Below are 19,639 nucleotides of genomic sequence, written 5' to 3' on the forward strand. Positions count from 1 at the left end.
AAAACCTGCTCCGGCAGAATGCTTCAATCTAACCCGGAAAGGCTCTCGTCACCCGCATGGGCGGAATGGCGGCTTTTGGCGCAACTGCGACCCGCGTTGTCACTGCGTCATGTCCGCTTTGCAGCAACAACGACGGGTGGCTCGATGACCATTATGAGGGCGCATTGCCGCCCGCAGCATTGGCTCGGTCGGTGGTCTCTGACCGCATTTCTGCTAAAGTTCGGAAGCATCGCCCGCGATGTCACCAACTGCCGAAGTGTGAGGGGCGCAACGGGCTGATGGGCCTCTCGCTCATCAGGCCTCTTGTCTTGAAGGAGGAGCGCTAGCATGAGCACCGACCTGGATACCGTGCGGTCCTATGATAGGGTCGCGGCGGACTATGCTGCCGAGGCCGCGGCGATGCCCGAATGGGTCGCGACAGAGATCGATGCGTTCGTCACCGAGCTGGGCGGCTCGGGCAGGGTGCTGGAGATCGGAAGCGGTGGCGGGCGCGATGCACTTGAGCTTGAGAAGCGGGGAATGAGCGTCCGGCGCACCGACATTGCAAAGGGTTTTGTCGAACTGCTTCGCGAAAGTGGCTTCGAAGCCGACCTGTTGGACCCGCTGACCGATGACTTGGCCGACCCGCAGCGTCCCGGCACGCCGTACGACGGGATCTGGGCCTGTGCCTGCCTGATTCATGTCGCGCGCGAGGATTTCGGCACGGTGCTTGGACGGCTTGCCGAGGCGACCCGGACCGGTGGCCGATTGCACGCCTCGGTAAGAGAGGGCGATGGTGAGGATGCCTCCACCCACGGCACTGCTGCAGCGCCGAGGCGCTACGTCGAGACATACTGGCGCGAGTCTGCCCTGCGGTCCGCACTCAGAGACGCGGGCTGGATCGTCAGCGAGGTACGTCGGTGCGTCGGAAAGCCCCATGATCATTGGCTGAGCGTTCGGGCGAGTCGGGCGTGACGCACATGGAACTTGCGGGAATGGCCGGTTGTGGCGCGACCATGAACTCTAGGTGGCCACCGCAATGTTGGCTTCCGGGTGAAGGCAAAGATCCCTCGGTGGCCGACATGAAGGCGCGAAGCCGACGTTCAGCGAGCTAACCTTCTATTTCCGATTGGGCCCCATGGAGATGAGGGGGCACACCGGCCATGTTAGTCGTGAGCGCCGATCTTCCATAAACGCCTTTAGAGGATTGTTTTCGTCGCGGTCATCGGCGATCGGACGGTGCTTCCTCGCCGGAACAAGAAAGCACCGTCGCGTCTCGGCTTAGCGTTGCTCCGGCACTCCGGGCAGGTTGGACCTCGCCTCTTCTGCGGACCGTGGCCGGAGCTCGAAGATTCAGCCCCGGGGCTGCAGCAACGCCAGAACGATAGTCGATAACGCCAACATGGCTGTAAGTGTCAATGGCGCTGCCGGACCGTAGTGATCGACCACGTAGCCGCCGAACACCGCACCGATGCTGATGGCGACCTGGAAGGAAACGACCATCAGGCTGCCAGCTGCCTCCAAGGCATCCGTTGCGCCGCGGGACAAGTTGGTTGGCAGTACTACCGGAGCCATCCCGAAGGCGAAACCCCAAAGTGTAACCAGGGCAAACGCGATGCCGCTATATGAACCCCACAGTACGAGAGCAAGCGCCGCAAACGCCATCAGTGCGCCGGTCACAGCGAGTGCCGTGCGGATATTGGCGTCTGCCATTCGTCCGCCGGCGATATTACCGATCACAGCGGCAATGCCAAACCCGAGCAGCGCCAAGGCAATCGGCCCGGTGCCAAGGAGGGTTACCTGCTCGAGGAAGGGTCGCACGTAGACTGAGCCGGCAAAATGTCCCGTCATCAGCAAGACGATGGCAAGCATTCCCAGTTGAACAGTGCGCCGTTTTGTCAGCCCGAAGACGTCAGAAAGACTGTTGCTCGTGGTTGCGGGTAGCGTCGGCAAACTGAGAACCTGAAGCAGCATCGCAACTACCGCGAGGCCTGCGGTCATCGCCATGGCGGCACGCCACCCAAGCCAATCGCTAACCAAAGCACCCATGGATGGTGCAGCTATGGTGGCAAGAGAGACGCCCAGGGTGACTATAGCCATACCCCGCCCTGTCGCATTGGCGCCAACCAATCTCGCCACAACGGCAACTGAAAGTGCCCAGAAGCCACTTAGCGCGATTCCCAGCCCGGCTCGCCCCAACAACAATAGCCAAAAATCCGTCGCGAGGGCGGCCAGGAGATTGGAGCCGACAGCCAAGGCACTTAAGCCAACCAGGACAGTCTTCCGGTTCAGCTTGCCGATGAAAACATTGCTCAACAAGGCCGTTACCGCGCCGACAGACGCGGTTGCAGTGACAACCTGACCAGCTGTTCCCTCGCTGACGCCAAGGTCATGCGCCATCGGCGTCAACAGGCCCGCCGGCAGGAATTCAGCTGACACAAGCGCGAAGCTTGTGGCCGCCATCGAAATAACGGCAAACCAGGTGGTGCGGCTCCATGAACTCGGAACGGTAGTATCGAGGCCGATCGCGGTGCTGTCTAGCTGTGATGTTGTGTCCGTCATTGAAAATACCTCCAAGATTTGGAGGTCTTCATAGCGGAGTCTTTCAGGATGATATGTATCCTAAAGTCCGAATTCCATGTCCGTTCGTCCGGAAATGGTGCGACGCATGACCCCAGGCGATACGCTCGTGATGCGCTTGAAGGCGCGAGCGAAAGAGGCTTCAGACTCATAGCCCAGTTGAGAAGCGACCTCGGCAACCGACATGTTTTGACCAAGCAACTCTCGTGCAAGCTGCATGCGCAGACGGGCGAGATACCGCGCCGCGCCTTCTCCTAAGATGGCACTGAAGCGTTCCGCGAAGATCGAGCGCGATTGACCTGCCACGCCAGCAAGGGTCTCCAACGTCCAGTCATGGCCGGGATCTCGGTGCATGGCCGCCAGCGCACGGCCGATATGAGGATCGCGGATCGCAGCGAGCCAGCCGCTGGTCGAGGCCCCGCTGCAATTGACCCAGCAGCGAATGAGCCGTGCGACGAGTACGTCCGCCATGCGTGACAAAACCGTGGCGCTGCCTATCTGGGGCTGAGACGCCTCCGCCGTCATCGCGGCGAGAAGCGGGCCGACGACTGGATCATTGCCAGCAACATCACAACCCTTGATGATCGGCGGCATCAGAGCGATCAACGGGTTGAGCGCATTCGCACCCAAGGCCATGGAACCGCAGAACAGGGTGCTTGTCGCGCCTGTTCCTTCCTGCACCACTTCGCAGACGTTCCCCCCCAACTTGATGACCTGGCAGCTCTTTAGCGAGTCCTCCACAACATCCGGCCTACTGGCCAGTCGGTGTTCGACCCCTTGTGGCAACAATACAAGATCGCCATCTTGCAGTTCCTGCCATCCCTGGGTTTCTGTATAGATCCAGCATGGCCCCTCACTAACGAAATGAAATCGCAGCAGCTGTTGCTGCGGAAAGGCGATGCTCCACGGATCGCGCAGCTCACAACGGCCGTAGTTGACGCCGCTCAGGCGAAAGTCCTGTAGAACTTCGCTTAGTGCGTCCGTGGGAATATGCGTCGAAGACTGGGATGAACGATCAAGCATTGAGCCAATTTATATGCCAGGCGTCCGGACTGCAAGTATTGCCGATCCGGGCTTCCTCTAAGGCGAAGTCTGGTGGGTGCAGCCTCGGGCTGGCTGGTGCGAATTGAGGTCGACGAGCCGCATTGCAGCACGGGTTTCGTCACGAGCTAATCTCTGTCCGTCACTGACATGGTTTCAACGGGCAGGGACATAAACCGGCTTGGGGCAGTAAAAAATCATCCAGTAAGACGATCTCTCCCCAAATCTCGGTAGCGGCCGACCATGGGATTTTCGCCGATCCCAATCAGACGCAACTTCAAGTCCTCATCGAGAAACGTGAAATCGGCACTGCGGCTCAACATCCTGCGGAAGCAACTCACGACTAAAGCGACACTTGTTTTCCCGGATTTTGCAAACGTCGCAGAATAGACGGTTTTGCGTCAGCCACGGTTTTCGGTGTTGTCATAGCGTAGCGTGGCCGCCTCTACCTTGTCGCCGTTGGCCGCTGCCCATGAACACAGTGCTTCAAACGGCTCCCGCAGTGAATGGCCTAGTGGAGTAATTGCATATTCCACGCCAATCGGCTGCGTTGGGAGTACGGTTCTCGTCACAAGGCCGTTCCGCTCAAGCCTCTTCAAAGCGTCGGCCAGAGCCTTGTGCGTGATCCCATCGAGACGCCGCTTGATTTCGTTGAAGCGCGAGGGCTTGGGACAGATCACTGTCAGTATCAGGATCGTCCATTTGTCAGCGATCTTGTCGAGCACCGGGCGAACCTGCGCCATGTCGCCAAACGCGCGATGAGAAAGTGCCTCCAGATCAGTATACTCGTCCATATCTAAGCTACTTCAGGTGCGTAATTGATATCAGATATATGACGTATATCATAGCGAGACCATCAATTGAAAGGATTTACGATGGCTCGAATGAGTAACAAGATTGCCCTGGTCGTCGGCGGTGCCAAGGGCATCGGCTTGGCAATTGCAGAGCGGCTTTCTGCCGAAGGGGCGAAGGTCTTCATCACCAGTCGTAGAAGTGAAGATGCCGAGAAGGCGGCCAAGGGTATCGGCAATGACGCGGTCGGCATTGCCGCCGATGCCAGTGTCCCGGAAGATATGGTGGAGGCGGTCGAAAAAGTGCGAAAAGCATGCGGGCGTATTGACGCGCTCGTATTGAATGCAGGCCTCTCCGAGCCAGCGCAGATCGCCGAAATAACGCCAGACCACTTCGACCGCCACTTCGGCGTCAACGTCCGCGGGATGGTTTTCGGCCTGCAGGCGGCTCTGCCGGTGATGACAGGAGGTGGGGCGGTCGTCCTCGTCGGATCCATCGCCGATAACGCGGGCTACTCTTCGTACGGAACCTATGCCGCCACCAAAGCGGCCGTCCGTTCCTATGCCCGAACCTGGACGGCAGAACTCGCGCCCAAAGGTGTACGCGTCAACGTTGTTGCGCCCGGTCCAACCGATACGGAAATGATGGCTGCGGTTCCGGAAGACACTCGCGCGGCACTTGTCGCTCCGATCCCGATGGGCCGAATGGCGAGGCCTTCAGAAGTGGCTGCGGCCGCCTTGTTCTTGTTGAGCGATGACGCGAGCTACATCGCCGGTGCCGAACTGTGCGTCGACGGCGGCTTGCGGCAGGTCTAAGGTTCAGTCGAAACGCTGTACCCGATCCGAGCAGGTCGGGTACAGCGTAACGCGCTTGACGACAGACCAAGGCCGCAAATCAGCCGCATCGTTCAACAACGAGCAGGTGTCCGCCTCGGGCCGAAGGCGGCCTTTGTTGCTTCCGGAAAACCCTGAGACCAGCCGCTCCGATCAGGCCCGTTTCGTCAGCGGAAACCGGTCGCGAAGCAGCCGCAGCACCGATTCCGAAGGCATCGGCGGGCCGAAAAGGTAGCTCTGGCCGTAGTTGCAGCCCATCTTGGCAAGCTCGATCGCATCCTCGTTGGATTCGATCCCCTCGGCCACCACCTTCATGTCAAGCTCGCGCGCCATTGATATCACCGACCGGAGCACGGTCGCCTTCTTGTCGCTGCTGTCGCGCACCAGGGCCTTGTCGAGCTTGATCATGTCGAAGGGGAAGCGGGTGAGATAGGCGAGCGACGAATATCCGGTGCCGAAATCGTCGAGCGCCAGGCCGATGCCGGCTTCCTTCAGCTTCTGCAGCACGAGGCGGGCCTGTTCCGGATTTTCCATCACCATGGATTCCGTCAGTTCGAGCTTGAGGCGCGAGGGCTGGCAATGCGTCTTGGCGAGAACCGAACGCACGTCGTCATAGAGCTCGTTGTTGAGCAGTTGCACGCTCGACAGGTTGATCGAGACGAAGATCGGCAACTCGCCGGTCTGGTGCTGCCAGCTCATCAGATCGTTGGTCGCCTGTTCCAGCGCGAACATGCCGAGCGGGCCGATAAGATCAGAGGCCTCGGCGATCGGGATGAATTCGGATGGCGGGATGTTGCCGCGTTTGGGATGTTCCCAGCGCATCAGCGCCTCGAAACCGGCGACCTCGACATCCTCCAGCCTTGCGATCGGCTGGTAGACCATCGACAATTCCTTGCGCTCGATGGCGCGGCGCAGATCCGTTTCCAGCTGCAGCCGGTCGGTGCCGAAGTCGCGGAAGGCCGGCTGGAACGGCTCGACGCGGTTGCCGCCGGCCCGTTTTGCCCGATACATCGCAAGTTCCGCGTCGCTGAGCAGGCCGGTGGCGCTCTCCTGCCGGTCGACCCAGGAGGCAAGGCCGACCGAGGCGGTCAGGATGATCTCGCGATTGGCGAAGTTGATCGGCACCATGATCGCCTTGCTGATCGCATCGGCAAAATCGGCGACCTTGGCTGGATTGTGCTCGGAAACCAGGATCAGGCCGAACTGGTCGCCGGCAAGCCGCGCCAGCGTGTCCTGCGGTTTCAACAGCCGGCGCAGGCGCCGCGTCAGCGCGATGAGGATGTTGTCGCCGGCAGCGACCCCCAGCGAATCATTGACCAGCTTGTAGCGATCGATGTCGATCACCATCACCGTCGGGCGCAGCGTATCGCCGCCCGGCGCCAGTGCCAGCACCGACTGCAGCCGGTCGAGGAAGACCTGCCGGTTCGGCAGGCCGGTCAGATTGTCGTGCAGCGCATCGTGCAGCAGCCGCTCGACGGAATTCTTCTGCTCGGTGACGTCGACGATCGTGCCGACGCAGCGGATGATCTCGCCGTTCGAGCCGAGCACCGGCCGGGCGCGGATCAGCAGCCAGTGGAAATGTCCGTCCTCGGCGCGGATGCGGAACTCGTGGTTCAGCCGCCCGCGCCGATGTTCGAGCAGCACGTCGAGCGTGGCGCGGAAGCGGTCGCGGTCGTCGGGATGCAGCCGCGGCAGCCAGTTGCGCGCCGCGCCATGCATGGCGCCCGGCGACAGGCCGAGCTTGATGGAGACGTCGGGAATGGTAACGACGCGGTCGCGCGCCACATCCCAATCCCAGACCATGTCGCCGGAGCCGGTCAGCGCCAGTGATTGCCGCTCGAGATCGGAAAACAGCCCCTGCTGATAGGCGCCGCCGGCAAAAGCATGCTGCATGACGGTAAAGCCGATCAACAGCACGATAAGCACCAGGCCGCCGCCGAGTGCCGGCTGGATGATGTCGTTGTCGAGCCGGCCGGTAACGGTCAGCCACGCGCCGAACAGCCAGACGAGCGTCAGCGCCCAGGCCGGCACCAGCAGAATGGCGCGGTCGTAGCGGTTGAAGCCGAGATAGATGATCAAGAGCAGTCCCGTCGCGGCCGTCAGCGCGAAGGAAAGCCGGGCAATGCCGGCGGCGATCGACGGGTCGTAGATCGCCACGCCGAAGAGCAGGGCAAGGCCGAGCACCCAGGCAAGCGTGGCGTAGCCGAGATGCGCATGCCAGCGGTTGAGGTTGAGATAGGTGAAGAGGAAGATGACGAAACTCGACGCCAGCGCCACCTCGGCGCAGGCGCGCCATATTCGCTGGTCGGCCGAGGCGACGCTGATCAGCTTGCCGAGAAAACCGAAATCGACGCAGATATAGCCGAGCACCGCCCAGGCGAGTGCTGCCGTCGCCGGCAGCATCGAAGTGCCCTTGACGACGAAGAGGATGGTCAGGAACACGGCAAGCAGGCCGGCAATGCCGAGCACGATACCGCGATAGAGCGTGAAGGCGTTGATCGTGTCCTTGTAGGCGTTCGGTTCCCAGAGATAGATCTGCGGCAGCTCCGGCGTCGACAGTTCGGCGACGAAGGTGATGACGGCGCCTGGGTTCAGCGTGATGCGGAAGACGTCGGCTTCGTCGCTCGGCTGCCGGTCGAGCGCGAAGCCTTCGCTTGGCGTAATGGCGCTGATGCGCTGCGAGCCGAGATCCGGCCAGAACAGCTTGGAATTGACCAGACGGAAATGCGGCGCGACGATGACGCGCTCGAGCTGTTCTTCGGAGACGTTGGCGAGCGCAAACACCGCCCAGTCGCCCTGATGGTTCTCCGAGCTTGCCCTGACCTCGATGCGGCGGCGGATGCCGTCGGCGCCAGCCGCCGTCGAAACCTGGAAGGCTTCGCCCTGGTTGACGTAGATCTCGGTCGTTGCCGTCAGATCGAGCGCGGTATCGTCACGGGAAATTTTTACCGGTTCGGCCGCCTGGGCAACACCCGCCACGAAGGCGAAGGCCGCCAGGAAAAGGGCTGCGATCACCGCGATCACTCGTCCGGACGGTGACTTGGGCAGCATGCGGTCTCTTGTCATCGGCTGTCGGTTTTCCTGCCTTTATCCGTATCGGTGGCGAGACGTGAAAACATCACATGGTCATGCCACTGACCGTTGATCTTCAAATATCCGCGCAGATAGCCTTCCTGTTGAAACCCGGCTTTTTCAAGCAGACGGATGCTGCGCGCGTTATCTGGAATACAGGCTGCTTCGATACGGTGCAACTCAAGCCCGGTGAAGATGTAAGGAATAACCAATTGAAGGGCGGCGAACATATGCCCCTGGCCGGCATGGCGTTCGCCCATCCAGTAGCCGATCATGCAACTTTGTGCCGCACCCCTTCTGATGTAACCGATGGTGACGCCGCCGACGAGCGTCATGTCGTCTTTCAGGAAAATGAACAGCGGCACCGCCTGGCCCGAGGCATATTCCTGCTTGCCGCGGACGACGCGGGCGCGGTAGGCGCCCTCCGTCAGCTCGTCGCGTCGCCAGGTCGGCTCCCAGGGTTCCAGGAACTTGCGGCTGTCGGCGCGCAGCCGGTGCCACTGGTTGAAATCCTGGTAGCGCGGCAGGCGCAGGAGATATCTGTCGTTCTCCAGCTGCACCGCTTCCGGCTGCCGCTGCAGGAACCGAAAAACCGATTTTGGCATCGATCACTCCCGGCAGGACGGACGTCGCTCAGCGGCTTGCCTGCAGCGTCTTCGACGCCGGGACCGAAAGCGAGGCAGTGATGTCTTCCATCGGCGCGAGCTGTTCCAGTGGTCCGATCGCCGAAAGCGTCGGCACCGTGTCATAGAACAGGCGTCCGGCAAGGTCGGTCAGCCGCTCGATGGTGATGCCTTCCAGCCGCTCCATCATCTCCGGATTGGAGATCGGCCGGCCGTAAAGCATCATCTGCCTGGCGATCTGGCCGGCGCGGGCAGCCGGACTTTCCGCACCCATCAACAGCTGGGCGCGGATCTGGGCGCGGGCGCGCTCGATCTCGTTCTGGTGGATCGCATCGGCTGACTTGTGCAGCTCGTCGATGATGACGGGCACCAGTTCCGGCAGGTTTTCGCCGCCGGTTGCGGCATGAATGCCGAAGATGCCGGTGTCGGAAAAGCCCCAGTGGAAGGCATAGACGGAATAACAGAGGCCGCGGAATTCACGCACCTCCTGGAATAGCCTGGACGACATGCCGCCGCCGAGGATATTGGCGAGGATCTGCGAGCAGTAGAAATCGCGGGCGTGGTAGGGCTTGCCCTCGAAGCCGAGCAGGATCTGCGCATCCATCAGGTCGCGCGGTTCACGCACGCTGCCGCCGATGTAACGCGCCGCGTCCATGACGGGCGGGGCGGAAGGGGCCGTCGGCAGGCTGGCGAACCGGTCCTCGACCAAACGCAGGAACGCTTCATGCTCGACGGCGCCGGTTGCGACCACGAACATGCGGTCGGTCGTGTAGTTGCGGCCGAGATAACCGCGGATCTGCTGCGGCGTGAAGGAGACGACGGTCTCCGGCGTGCCGAGGATCGCCCGGCCGAGCGTCTGGTCGCGATAGGCGACCTCGGAGAACCGGTCGAACACCACATCGTCGGGCGTGTCGTTGGCGGCGTTGATCTCCTGCAGGATCACCTGCTTTTCGCGCTCCAGCTCCTCTTCCTCGAAGGCCGATTCCGTCAGGATGTCGGCGAGGATATCGACGGCGAGCGGCACGTAGTCCTTGAGCACGCGGGCGTAATAGGAGGTCGTCTCGGTCGAGGTGGCGGCATTGACTTCACCGCCGACATCCTCGATTTCTTCGGCAATCTGGCGGGCCGTGCGGCGCGCCGTGCCCTTGAAGGCCATGTGTTCGAGCAGGTGAGCGATGCCGTGCTCGTTGTCCGTCTCGTTACGCGATCCCGATTTGATCCAGACTCCGAGCGCAACGCTTTCAAGATGCGGCATGGTCTCTGTGACTACTGTCAGCCCGGATTTCAGCCGGGTGCACTCAACTGTCATTGGCTATCTTTCTGCGCCTGCTGTCGTCTCGCCGCGGGCGTGCTTGCCGATAAAGTTTTCAACGGCTTTCAGCTCCGGTTTGATGATCTGGAAACGCTCCTCCCTTTGCATCAGATCAGCAAGCCACGTCGGAAGCGCCGGGTCAATACCGCAGGCGGATTTTACGGCGGCGGGGAATTTCGCCGGATGCGCGGTCGAAAGCGTCACCATCGGCGTATTCGGCTTTTCTTTCTTGGCAGCGACGAAGACGCCGATCGCCGAATGCGGATCCAGCAGATAGCCGGTTTCCGCATGGGTCTTGCGGATCGTCTCGGCGACTTGTTTCTCGCTGGCGCGCCCGGAGCGGAAGTCGCGGCGGATCGCCTTCAGCGCTTGCGCGCCGATCTCGAAGCCGTTGGATTGCTTGAGGCTTTCCATCGCCGCGCGCACCTTCGAGGCGTCGCGGTCATAGGCTTCGAATAGCAGCCGCTCGAAATTCGACGAGATCTGGATGTCCATCGACGGCGAGCTCGTCGCCTTGACCGCCTTCATGTCGTAGCGGCCGGTTTTCAGCGCCCGCGCCAGGATGTCGTTTTCGTTGGTGGCGATCACCAGCCGGTCGATCGGCAGACCCATGCGCTTGGCGCAGTAGCCGGCGAATATATCGCCGAAATTGCCGGTGGGCACCGTGAACGAGATCTTCCGGTCCGGACCGCCGAGCGCCACCGCCGCCGTGAAATAATAGACGATCTGGGCCATGATGCGCGCCCAGTTGATCGAGTTGACGCCGGATAGGCCGACCTTGTCGCGGAAGGCCACGTCGTTGAACATCGCTTTCACGAGGTTCTGGCAATCGTCGAAATTGCCCTCGACGGCAAGCGCATGCACGTTCGGTGACGACGAGGTCGTCATCTGCCGCTGCTGCACCGGCGAGACCTTGCCATGCGGAAAAAGGATGAAGATATCGGTGCGCTCGCGGCCGGCAAAAGCGTCGATCGCAGCCCCGCCGGTGTCGCCCGAAGTGGCGCCGACGATCGTCGCCCGCTCGCCGCGTTTCTCGAGCGCATAGTCCATCAGCCGGGCGAGCAATTGCATCGCCACATCCTTGAAGGCGAGCGTCGTGCCGTGGAAGAGCTCCATGACGAAGCTGTTCGGCCCGGTCTGGACGAGCGGCGCGATCGCCGGATGACGGAAGGTGCCGTAGGCCTCGTCGATCATCGCCCGGAACGTGTCGTCGGGGATCTCGCCATTGGTGAAGGGCGACAGGATGGTGAAGGCGATTTCCTGATAGGTCTTGCCGCGGAGCGCGCGGATCTCCTTCTTGGAAAAGCTCGGCCATTTGCGCGGAACATAGAGCCCGCCGTCGCGCGCCAACCCGGTCAAAAGGGCGTCGCAAAAGCCGAGGGAAGGGGCCTCGCCGCGGGTCGAGATATAATCCACGTTCGTCATCCTTGATCTATCGCTGGAGGAAATCCGGCCGGGCGCGGCGATTGCCCGCTCTGCCGGAAGTCTTGGCTGGAAATCGGGCCGGAAATCAAAAAGGGGCCGCCCTGCGGGCAGGGCTTTGCTCGTATGCTTTTGAAGTTGCCCGCATCCGGCGTCGAAAAGTGCATCAAAACGGCGCTTACCCAATCGATTTTTGTTTGCGCCGCTGATATAGACCATCGCAAACCGTCATGAAAGGCCCTGCTGAAAAGACATAGGGCCTCCAAGAAACGCTTATACAAGGGATGGAATATGGTGCTCGGCAAGGTCTCGCGTCTCATCGTCTCCGCATCTTTTCTTGCCCTGCTTACCGGTTGCAACTCGCTCGGCATAGGCGGCGACAGCAAGCCGGCAACGCCGGCGACCCAGCCGAACGGCACCGCCCAGATCATGCCGCTGGCGCCGGCCAACCCGTCCTCGAACAATCCTTCGATCGGCACCGCCACGACGGCGCAGGGCACGGTTGCCCCGGTCGTCCAGGGCGCCTGCCCGCAGATCTTCATGCGTGACCAGGATGCGATCTTCCGCACCTATGCAAAGGGCAAGAAGGACGATCCGCAGCAGATCGTCTTCCAGGCCTCCTTCGGCGATTACACCCGCCAGTGCACGCTGAACGACACGAACCTGACGATGACCATCGTCGCCCAGCTGCGCCTGATCACCGGCCCGGCCGGCACGCCCGGTCCGGTGACGCTGCCGATCCGCATCTCCGTCGTCGACGGCGAGACCGTGCTCTATTCCGAAGTCACCAAATTCCCGACCGAGATCCCGCCGGGTGCGCCGGGCACCCAGGTCATCTTCCGCAAGGACGGCATCACGATGCCGGTCGGCTCCGGCGCCCTGGTGCGCGTCAATATCGGCTTCGACACCCAGCCGGCAAAGACGAAGAAGAGCAGCTGACGCGGATACTGGCCCGAAGCTCATTTGGCGTCAGTTGATTGAGGCGGCGGAAGGCGGTCAAACTTGTTGTTGGGATGATGCCGAAGGCAACGCGCGCGGCCGCTTAATGAATGATTGGCGCTTCGGCCGAACACTGAAATCGCGCTTGTGCGGCAGCGATAATAATCTGCGAATCTTTAGAGAAATCGTCAAATTCAACAGCGTATGGGTCTGTCAGGATTTGCCTCAGGCCTAAAATATTGATCAGGCTAAATCGAGCAGGTAAACGGTCCTGATCGTTCTCGGTCATCATGATTTCCAGCAGTTTGCAGCCGATCGCATTATCCGGGAATTTTTCGAGAAACACATCTGCAAGTTGTATCGCCGTCATTCGGCTATTTTGCCATCCAATATCCTCGTCGGACATGATCAGGGCGCGATACAGATCTTTGTAGGCATCGATAAGGCCCAGATATCGGCATAATACTTTAAGCGCCAATTCTCCGAAGACATCACGTTCCTCGCCAAAGAGATATGGTTCGACTAATCGCGCATCAGCCGGCTCACCGCATAGCCCGACGACATATAGTGCGGCGCGGATATTTCCCTTCGCAGCAGAAAGGATTTCTCTCGCGTATTCGATCTCACCGGTAGTTACTCCTCCCGGCTTTACTCCCTGCGCGCGGTTGCGGATGTCAGCAATATCCATAAGCCTCTCCGCTATTGATTTGCGCACCGTGAGATCTGGTTGCCTTCAATCGATATGATCTGACTGACCTTGAGTGACACTTTCTGGTTTAAGAAACGCTCTCCACCTAGCCCACGATCGCGGCCTCAGAACCTGAAGCGTCTCAGAGAACGTTGTCCCAGGCCGCCAGTGCGGCGACGACGCCTGGCAGGTCGTTCATGCGGGAGATTGCTGTTTCGGCGCCGGCATCCGTCAATTTATCGGCATGGGCGGGATAGCTGTGCGAGGCGCCGGTAAAACCGATGACGCGCATGCCGGCGGCGCGTGCCGCGTGCACGCCGTGGACGGAATCCTCGACCACGACGACCTTGTCAGGTGAAACGCCCATCTGGCTTGCGCCGTGCAGGAAGATGTCGGGCTTCGGCTTGACGCGGTCGGGGCCAAGATCCTTGGCGGAAAAGATGTTCGGCGCAAACAGCGGCTTCAGCCCCACCTTGCTCAGCATCATGTCGAGCCGCTTGGTGCTCGAATTCGAGCAGATGCAGCGCTTGATCGGCAGCCTGGAGACGGCGAATTCGACGCCGGGGATGGCCTGGACGTCCTGCGCCAATCTGAGGTCGAGCAGATGCTCCGACTTGTCGAGCAGGGAGGCCGAAAACGGGATGCTTGCCTCGCGCTCGATCTGCAGCAGGATGTTGCGCCACGTCATGCCGGCGAAGCGCTCGCCCATTTCCTCGGCGTCGATCGGATATCCGGCCTCTGTCAGAAGCGCGGATTCGACTTCTGCCGCGATGATTTCCGAATCGACGAGAACGCCGTCGCAGTCGAAGATGATGAGGTCGAAGCCGTCCATATGTTCACGCCTTGCTGAAAGTCTGGGCTGGAAGTCTGGGTCTTGTCCGGGAATGCTGCGGCTTTACACGATGCCCGGCCAAAGCTCAACCTGATCTCAAGCATGGCTGCGATGCGGCAAGCGACCGGCTCCGGCGTGGCTTGCCGGGTCGGTCGTGTCGGGTTGACTTGGGAACAATGGTGAGCAGATAGAAGCCGTCAGGCCGCCAGCTGCCCACTCCGCCGTCCAGCTGCAGATGGCGTCGAAGTTGTCGCCCGAAGCCTGAAACGGGAAACGAGCTCGCGCAACTTGGCAGCTTCCTCGGCGAGATGACCGGATGCCGCTGTCGATTGCTCCACCATTGCCGCGTTCTGCTGGGTCACCTGATCCATGGAATTGACGGCGGTGTTGACTTCGGCAAGGCCGGTCGACTGCTCTCTTGCCGACACGGCGATTGCATCCATGTGCTGGTTGATGCGGGCAATCTGTTCGCTGATCGCCTTCAGAACCTGACTGGTGTCGAGAACCAGTTTGACGCCGCTCTCCACTTCCACCGAGGATTTCTGGATGTGACCTTTGATTTCCTTTGCCGCCTGAGCCGATCTCTGGGCGAGCTCGCGGACTTCCTGGGCGACCACCGCAAAGCCCTTGCCCGCGTCTCCGGCGCGTGCGGCTTCGACGCCGGCGTTCAGCGCCAGCAGATTGGTCTGGAAGGCGATCTCGTCGATCACGCCGATAATGCTGGAGATCTGCTGCGACGAGGCCTCGATGCGGCGCATGGCTTCTTCGGCATGCGAAACGACCTCGGAAGACTTGGCGGCATTGCGGTTTGCATCGGTCGCTTCAGTGCGCGCCTCGTCGGTCCGCTTGCTCGAGTTCGAGACATTGGCGGTGATCTGATCGAGCGCTGCCGCGGTTTCTTCGAGCGAGGCCGCCTGCTGTTCGGTCCGTTTCGACAGATCGCCGGCCCCGGATGCGATCTCCCTTGTGCCTTCGTCGATCGCGGCAATGGCCGCCGCGATCGCGCTGAGCGTCTGATCGAGCTGCCGGATCGACATGTTGAAATCATGCCGCAGGTTCTCGAAGTCCGGGGCGAAGGGCTCGTCGATCTGGAAGGCGAGATCGCCGGATGCAAGCCTCTTCAGGCCCGCGGCGAGGCCGGATGTCGCTGCCCGCAGCCGTTCGGCTGCATCTTCGTCGGCCTGCTTTCGCGCCGTGACCCGCTCGGTTTCACCCTGCAATCGGGCGGCCTCGGCATCTTTTTCGAGTTGCTTGTTGGCAATCGCCGCCTGGCGGAAAACTTCGACGGCCGACGCCATCGTCCCGATTTCGTCGGTGCGGCCGATCCCGGTGCAGGCAATCGCCGTGTCGCCGCCGGCAAGCCTTTGCATATCGTTGGAAAGCGAAAGGATCGGCTTGGTGACGGTCTTGCGGGTGATGAAATAGAGACCGAAGGCGAAGAGCGCGGCCGAAGCCAAAAGGGCTTCCAGGACAATATCGACCGACGCATTTATATCAGAGTTGCGATTGGAAATTTCCTCGGATGCAGCCGTGATCTGATCGCCGGCCTGTTCCATCGCCGCTTCCAGCGTCGAGAACTGCGCCATGAAGTCAGGCAATGCCTTCATAGCTGCCGTAGGGTCCTTACCGGCAAGTTCGACGATCTGAGTGGCGCTTGCGATATAGGCAAGCAGGGGAGGTTCGACGCTGGCAAGGATCGTTTTCGTCTTGTCGTCGGCGGCAAGAGCCTTGTTGGCATCAAGCATCTCGCGGAACGACGCCTCATGCTCAGCCAGATCGGCCTTCACCGTGTCGACGTCGATGCCTGCTGCCGGATTGGACGCCAGCAATGATGCGAGCGCATCCGAGCGCAGCGCGTCATGCATCATGTCGGCCTGCATGTGGTTGCGCAGAATTTGCGCCGTCCGGGCGCCCTCGGCGTTGTTTTTGGAGAGGATCGACGCGGACCAGATGCCGACACCCGTGGCGCCACCCGCCAGGGCGAAAATCGCAATGCTCGCAATGATGATCTTATGCTGGATCGATGCCATGACAGGACTCTCTCGTTAATTCAGAAGGTGAGAGTAGTCGAATATGCTTAATTATTTTCTTAGCGCCATGCCGCTTAGTGGCGCGAAAACAACAGGTTGCAGCAGATATTTCGATTTCGTTGAAAGGTTGAGCTGCTGTGTGCGCCGATCGGATGACCGGCGCACGGGCACCCCGAGCGCCGGAAAGTGCGATAAGGGTGGGCTCTCCCTTGTGCCAAGGGCGAGCCCCATCCAACTATTGCTCCGGCAGGATGATCTTCTGATTTGTGGTGTTCTTGACCGGCTTCTCGCCCGGGACATGAGACATCGTGCGGGTCGTGCTATCCAGCGTGCTGCCGTCGGTGCTGGTCTTTGTGCGAGACTTGCTGAACGTTCCCTTGTCGACTGCCTGGGCTTTCGTCTGCGCTTTCAGCTTGTCGCCACTGTCGTTGACGTGGGTCTTGCTTTGCGCCTTTCCATCGGTGGTGGCTGCACTTCCCCCCGATCCGATCGAAGAGGTCGTGCCGTCATCGGTCCGGCAGGTGCCCGCCGTTCCGACCGAGCTTGCGGATGTGCCTCCTGCCGAAGCGCTTCCGCCAGTTCCGACCGTTCCGGCCGCATTGCACTCCTCTGCAAGAACGGCAGAGCTCGAGGCGAGCAGCGCGATCGAGGCGGCCGCGATGAGATTGATGGGTTTCATTGCCAACTCCTATTTCTTCGGTTTGGTGATGGAGCAGGTTCCATCTGACCGTTTCGTGATCACGGTCCCGTCAGGCCGGGTGATGCTTGCCGTCGAAAAACTGTCGACGCTTCCCGATCCGGCCGAGGAGCCGGCGGAGGAGGATGACGACGAGGAGCCGGTCGAACCGCCGCCGGTCGTGGTCGATGACGAAACCTGCCCGTTACCGGCCGTCACCGTGGTGGACATGTCTCCCTGCGACGATTGAGACTGGACAACGGTGCATGTCGTTCCGTCGTCGAGCTTGATCTCCTCGGACATTGCCTGCCCGGCGATCAGAGCGAGTGAAGCGCCCAGTGCGATTGTGGAAAAGTTTGCCATTGGTTTATCTCCAAGGATTGGCCGACGCCATCAAGGCGCCGGCCGACGTCGTCAGCAGCCTTCTGTGCCGGCGGCGTCCTTCTTGACCTGTCCGGGCGCACAGCCCTCCTTGCCCTTGTTGTCAGAGCTTCCTGCGGCGCTGCCGCCGGTGCCGACAGTGCTGCCGGTCTTGTCTCCGTCAGCAGACGAAGCGCCAGTCCCGCCGCTGGAGGCCGAGTTCGCGTCGCCCGACCCTGCGGCGGAGCCGCCGGTGCCGACCGTGCTGCTGGAGGTGCCGCCGCCGGCCGACGAACCGCCGGTGCCAAGCGTCGAAGCAGACCCCGAGCCGGAGCCCGCAGCAGAGCCGCCGGTGCCGACCGTGCTGCTCGAAGTGCCGCCACCGGCCGATGAGCCGCCGGTGCCGACCGTCGAGGATGAGCCGGAATTACAGTTGGTTGCACCTGCAGGGCAGGTGCCCCCGGCAGAGCTGCCACCAGTACCGATCGTGCTGCTCGCAGTTCCGCCGCCGGCCGACGAACCGCCTGTGCCGACGGTGCTAGACGATTGAGCGAAGCCGGAAACAGCCGTGCCGGCCAAAAGGGCGGCCGCCAAGGCCAGATGTGTTGCCTTCATCATGGTGTATTCCTCCGTTTGTTTCTACATGCCGTCGCATCCGGAATGGATGATAGCTGCCTGACAAACTTCGGTTTCGACCCACTGTTCCTGCCTTAGGTACTCAGTCGGATATCCCTCGGACCTTGGTCCGACCTCGCCGTTATGGTTGACGTTCGAGCGTTCTGGAGGGTTTCATGAGCCGGCCGACGGGTCGGAAAACCTCAATCTCGGCGTCCGCCACGATCGGCGTGAACCGCGCTCATTGCGGCTTTAAGGGCCTCGGCGTACTATCCATTTACAATGGGAGAGGGACCATGAGGCTTTCAGCTTTCGTCCGACCGGCGGCAGCCGTAGTGCTGCTGTTTGCCTTCACATCCACCGACGTCATCGCCAAGGGCAAGCACCGAAGCTGTGCGCAGCTGCAGGCGATGAAGGATAATGCCCTGACCGGCGGAAAGCATGCTGGGGATGGCACCGACAAGAGAGCCAAGATCGAAAGGAAGATGCGGAAGAAAGGCTGCCAGAAGTAAGCCGCCGATAGCTTGCGAGCACCGAGACACCATGGTCTGGCAGCAGGTGAGCCTGTTGCCGAGACGGCAGAGATGCGCCTTCGTTGAGGATGGCGCGACATCCATCAAATCCGACTCATGCCAGATTAACCGCGGCCCCAGGACTACCTTTGGCATTCTCATGCACTAGATGGCGATCGAGGAGGACGTCACCGCCGCTCTTGGGAGGAGAACAAGCGGCATGCCTAGAGAATGGATGAAGAGGACGACTGCATGACGATCGAGGATATTATCGAAACCCTGGAAAAGACTGACATGCCCGACAGCCGGATCGACGCCTTCATCACCTGTGCGTTTCTGTTGAAGCAACTCCGGCCAGCCGAGCCCAACGATTTCGACGGTCCTCACGACTACATGCCGAGCAGTATCAAGTCAGAGTACGGCTTCCTGATGGCGCGGCCCTTCACACACGACGTCAATCACGCCATCGATCTGTGCCGGGAGGTCCGGCCGGATGCGGTTTGGCACCTCGCCCGCGGTCGCCAGACAGCGGACGAGTCGCTTTACGGTGCGCAGTTGCGCGAGATCAAGGAGGACGAAAGCATCCTCGGTGAAGCCGAGAGCAATCATGCGGCGCTGGCCCTGACGCTTGCTGCACTGCGGGCGCATGTGCGGCAGGAAGATGAAAAAAGGGCAGGAGCCTGAGTGCTCTTCAAGCTGCAGCGCCGCGCCTGTAAGCGGCGTGAGCGAGCAACATTTTCATCGGAGCAAATCGAAGGAATCCCGGTTCGCTCATCATCCCTGGTGAAGCAAAAAGGAGATTCCAATGCTTCTGAGACTGCTCGCAGTAACAGCGCTTTCACTTGGCCTGACAACGGCCGCCATCGCACAAGCCGGCGGCAGCGGCGGTTCCGGATCCGGTTCCGGCAGCAGCAGCGGCTCCTCGAGCTCCGGCAGCGGTTCGGATTCTGGTTCCGGCAATTCGGGCTCGGGCGGTTCGGGCGCGAATTCGACAGATGGCGGCGGCGCAGGAGGGATAAACGGCGCCAACAATTCCGGCGGCGACCCCGATGATTGCCAACGCCAGCAGGCAGGCCAACCCGGCAATTCGGCACCCTCCGGCACGACGACAAACAAGCCGGATTCTGCCACCGCCTGCTAATAGAAGATGTGCCCGGTTAGGACCGAACCCCGCGGAGCGCCTCCTTTGATGCGGCGCCCGGGGTTACGCCATGCTTCGGTTATGCCTTATTTGTGAAAAGGTATGGTTGGCGAGCTGTTATGCGGCAGGTCGCGGCGGGCGGCATATTCCAACGCCCCTCATCCTGAGGTGCGCAGGCCAAGGCCGGAGCCT

Annotated in this window: 19 protein-coding genes; 6 read left to right on the forward strand and 13 right to left on the reverse strand. The window is 61.1% G+C overall.

The window, feature by feature from the left end; translation table 11 throughout:
- The first annotated feature begins 327 nt into the window (after window positions 1-327).
- On the forward strand, window positions 328-954 hold the full coding sequence (locus FY112_RS10685) for a class I SAM-dependent methyltransferase (RefSeq protein ID WP_131709940.1): 627 nt from the start codon (window positions 328-330) through the stop codon (window positions 952-954).
- A 378-nt stretch (window positions 955-1,332) separates the two neighbouring features.
- On the opposite strand, the gene FY112_RS10690 is transcribed toward FY112_RS10685, so the two are convergent.
- The 3 genes from FY112_RS10690 to FY112_RS10700 form a co-directional block, all read right to left on the reverse strand.
- Entirely contained in the window at window positions 1,333-2,541 is a 1,209-nt protein-coding gene (locus FY112_RS10690) for an MFS transporter (RefSeq protein ID WP_131645696.1), read from the reverse strand.
- 60 nt (window positions 2,542-2,601) lie between these two features.
- Window positions 2,602-3,582 (reverse strand): AraC family transcriptional regulator, encoded by a 981-nt coding sequence (locus tag FY112_RS10695; protein ID WP_131630167.1) that lies wholly within the window; start codon window positions 3,580-3,582, stop codon window positions 2,602-2,604.
- Between the two features lie 419 nt (window positions 3,583-4,001).
- The gene (locus FY112_RS10700) at window positions 4,002-4,394 is read right to left on the reverse strand and encodes a helix-turn-helix domain-containing protein (RefSeq protein WP_151518363.1); all 393 of its coding nucleotides are present in this window, start codon (window positions 4,392-4,394) and stop codon (window positions 4,002-4,004) included.
- A gap of 81 nt (window positions 4,395-4,475) precedes the next feature.
- Between FY112_RS10700 and FY112_RS10705 the strand changes: the two genes are divergently transcribed.
- Window positions 4,476-5,207, forward strand: coding sequence for an SDR family oxidoreductase (locus FY112_RS10705; protein ID WP_017959294.1), 732 nt, complete (start codon window positions 4,476-4,478; stop codon window positions 5,205-5,207).
- A gap of 171 nt (window positions 5,208-5,378) precedes the next feature.
- Here the strand turns inward: FY112_RS10705 and FY112_RS10710 are convergent, their stop codons facing one another.
- The 4 genes from FY112_RS10710 to thrC are packed head-to-tail and all read right to left on the reverse strand — an operon-like array spanning window position 5,379 to window position 11,657.
- Complete coding sequence (locus tag FY112_RS10710) at window positions 5,379-8,291, reverse strand: sensor domain-containing phosphodiesterase (protein WP_017959295.1); 2,913 nt, start codon at window positions 8,289-8,291, stop codon at window positions 5,379-5,381.
- Window positions 8,288-8,902, reverse strand: a complete 615-nt coding sequence (locus FY112_RS10715) for a GNAT family protein (protein WP_017959296.1) — start codon at window positions 8,900-8,902, stop codon at window positions 8,288-8,290. Before FY112_RS10715 ends, FY112_RS10710 begins: the two co-directional genes overlap by 4 nt.
- A gap of 28 nt (window positions 8,903-8,930) precedes the next feature.
- On the reverse strand, window positions 8,931-10,229 hold the full coding sequence (locus tag FY112_RS10720) for a pitrilysin family protein (RefSeq protein ID WP_027666710.1): 1,299 nt from the start codon (window positions 10,227-10,229) through the stop codon (window positions 8,931-8,933).
- A 3-nt stretch (window positions 10,230-10,232) separates the two neighbouring features.
- Complete coding sequence (thrC, locus tag FY112_RS10725; RefSeq protein ID WP_151518364.1) at window positions 10,233-11,657, reverse strand: threonine synthase; 1,425 nt, start codon at window positions 11,655-11,657, stop codon at window positions 10,233-10,235.
- 288 nt (window positions 11,658-11,945) lie between these two features.
- Here thrC and FY112_RS10735 point away from each other — a divergent pair, with 288 nt between their 5' ends.
- Entirely contained in the window at window positions 11,946-12,593 is a 648-nt protein-coding gene (locus FY112_RS10735) for a hypothetical protein (protein WP_017959299.1), read from the forward strand.
- Window positions 12,594-12,696: 103 nt separating this feature from the next.
- Here FY112_RS10735 and FY112_RS10740 read toward each other — a convergent pair whose 3' ends face one another.
- The 6 genes from FY112_RS10740 to FY112_RS10765 form a co-directional block, all read right to left on the reverse strand.
- Entirely contained in the window at window positions 12,697-13,281 is a 585-nt protein-coding gene (locus tag FY112_RS10740; RefSeq protein WP_094086563.1) for a hypothetical protein, read from the reverse strand.
- 142 nt (window positions 13,282-13,423) lie between these two features.
- The gene (locus FY112_RS10745; protein ID WP_151518366.1) at window positions 13,424-14,113 is read right to left on the reverse strand and encodes an HAD family hydrolase; all 690 of its coding nucleotides are present in this window, start codon (window positions 14,111-14,113) and stop codon (window positions 13,424-13,426) included.
- A gap of 197 nt (window positions 14,114-14,310) precedes the next feature.
- On the reverse strand, window positions 14,311-16,143 hold the full coding sequence (locus tag FY112_RS10750) for a methyl-accepting chemotaxis protein (RefSeq protein WP_151518367.1): 1,833 nt from the start codon (window positions 16,141-16,143) through the stop codon (window positions 14,311-14,313).
- A 235-nt stretch (window positions 16,144-16,378) separates the two neighbouring features.
- Window positions 16,379-16,822 carry a hypothetical protein gene (locus tag FY112_RS10755; protein WP_017959302.1) on the reverse strand — a complete coding sequence of 148 codons (444 nt, stop codon included), beginning with the start codon at window positions 16,820-16,822 and terminating at the stop codon, window positions 16,379-16,381.
- A gap of 9 nt (window positions 16,823-16,831) precedes the next feature.
- Entirely contained in the window at window positions 16,832-17,182 is a 351-nt protein-coding gene (locus FY112_RS37605; RefSeq protein ID WP_131720383.1) for a hypothetical protein, read from the reverse strand.
- A gap of 51 nt (window positions 17,183-17,233) precedes the next feature.
- Complete coding sequence (locus FY112_RS10765) at window positions 17,234-17,797, reverse strand: hypothetical protein (RefSeq protein ID WP_151518368.1); 564 nt, start codon at window positions 17,795-17,797, stop codon at window positions 17,234-17,236.
- Between the two features lie 293 nt (window positions 17,798-18,090).
- Here FY112_RS10765 and FY112_RS10770 point away from each other — a divergent pair, with 293 nt between their 5' ends.
- From FY112_RS10770 to FY112_RS10780, 3 genes are all read left to right on the forward strand, one after another.
- A complete protein-coding gene (locus FY112_RS10770; RefSeq protein ID WP_094086557.1) occupies window positions 18,091-18,306 on the forward strand; it encodes a hypothetical protein in 216 nt (71 codons plus the stop codon).
- A 252-nt stretch (window positions 18,307-18,558) separates the two neighbouring features.
- Window positions 18,559-18,990, forward strand: a complete 432-nt coding sequence (locus FY112_RS10775; RefSeq protein ID WP_246700649.1) for a hypothetical protein — start codon at window positions 18,559-18,561, stop codon at window positions 18,988-18,990.
- Between the two features lie 121 nt (window positions 18,991-19,111).
- Window positions 19,112-19,447 carry an oxidoreductase gene (locus FY112_RS10780; protein WP_131666620.1) on the forward strand — a complete coding sequence of 112 codons (336 nt, stop codon included), beginning with the start codon at window positions 19,112-19,114 and terminating at the stop codon, window positions 19,445-19,447.
- The last annotated feature ends 192 nt before the right edge of the window (window positions 19,448-19,639 follow it).

Origin of the sequence: Rhizobium sp. PEPV16 (genome assembly GCF_008919455.1) — a bacterium.
GTDB lineage: Bacteria > Pseudomonadota > Alphaproteobacteria > Rhizobiales > Rhizobiaceae > Rhizobium > Rhizobium leguminosarum_Q.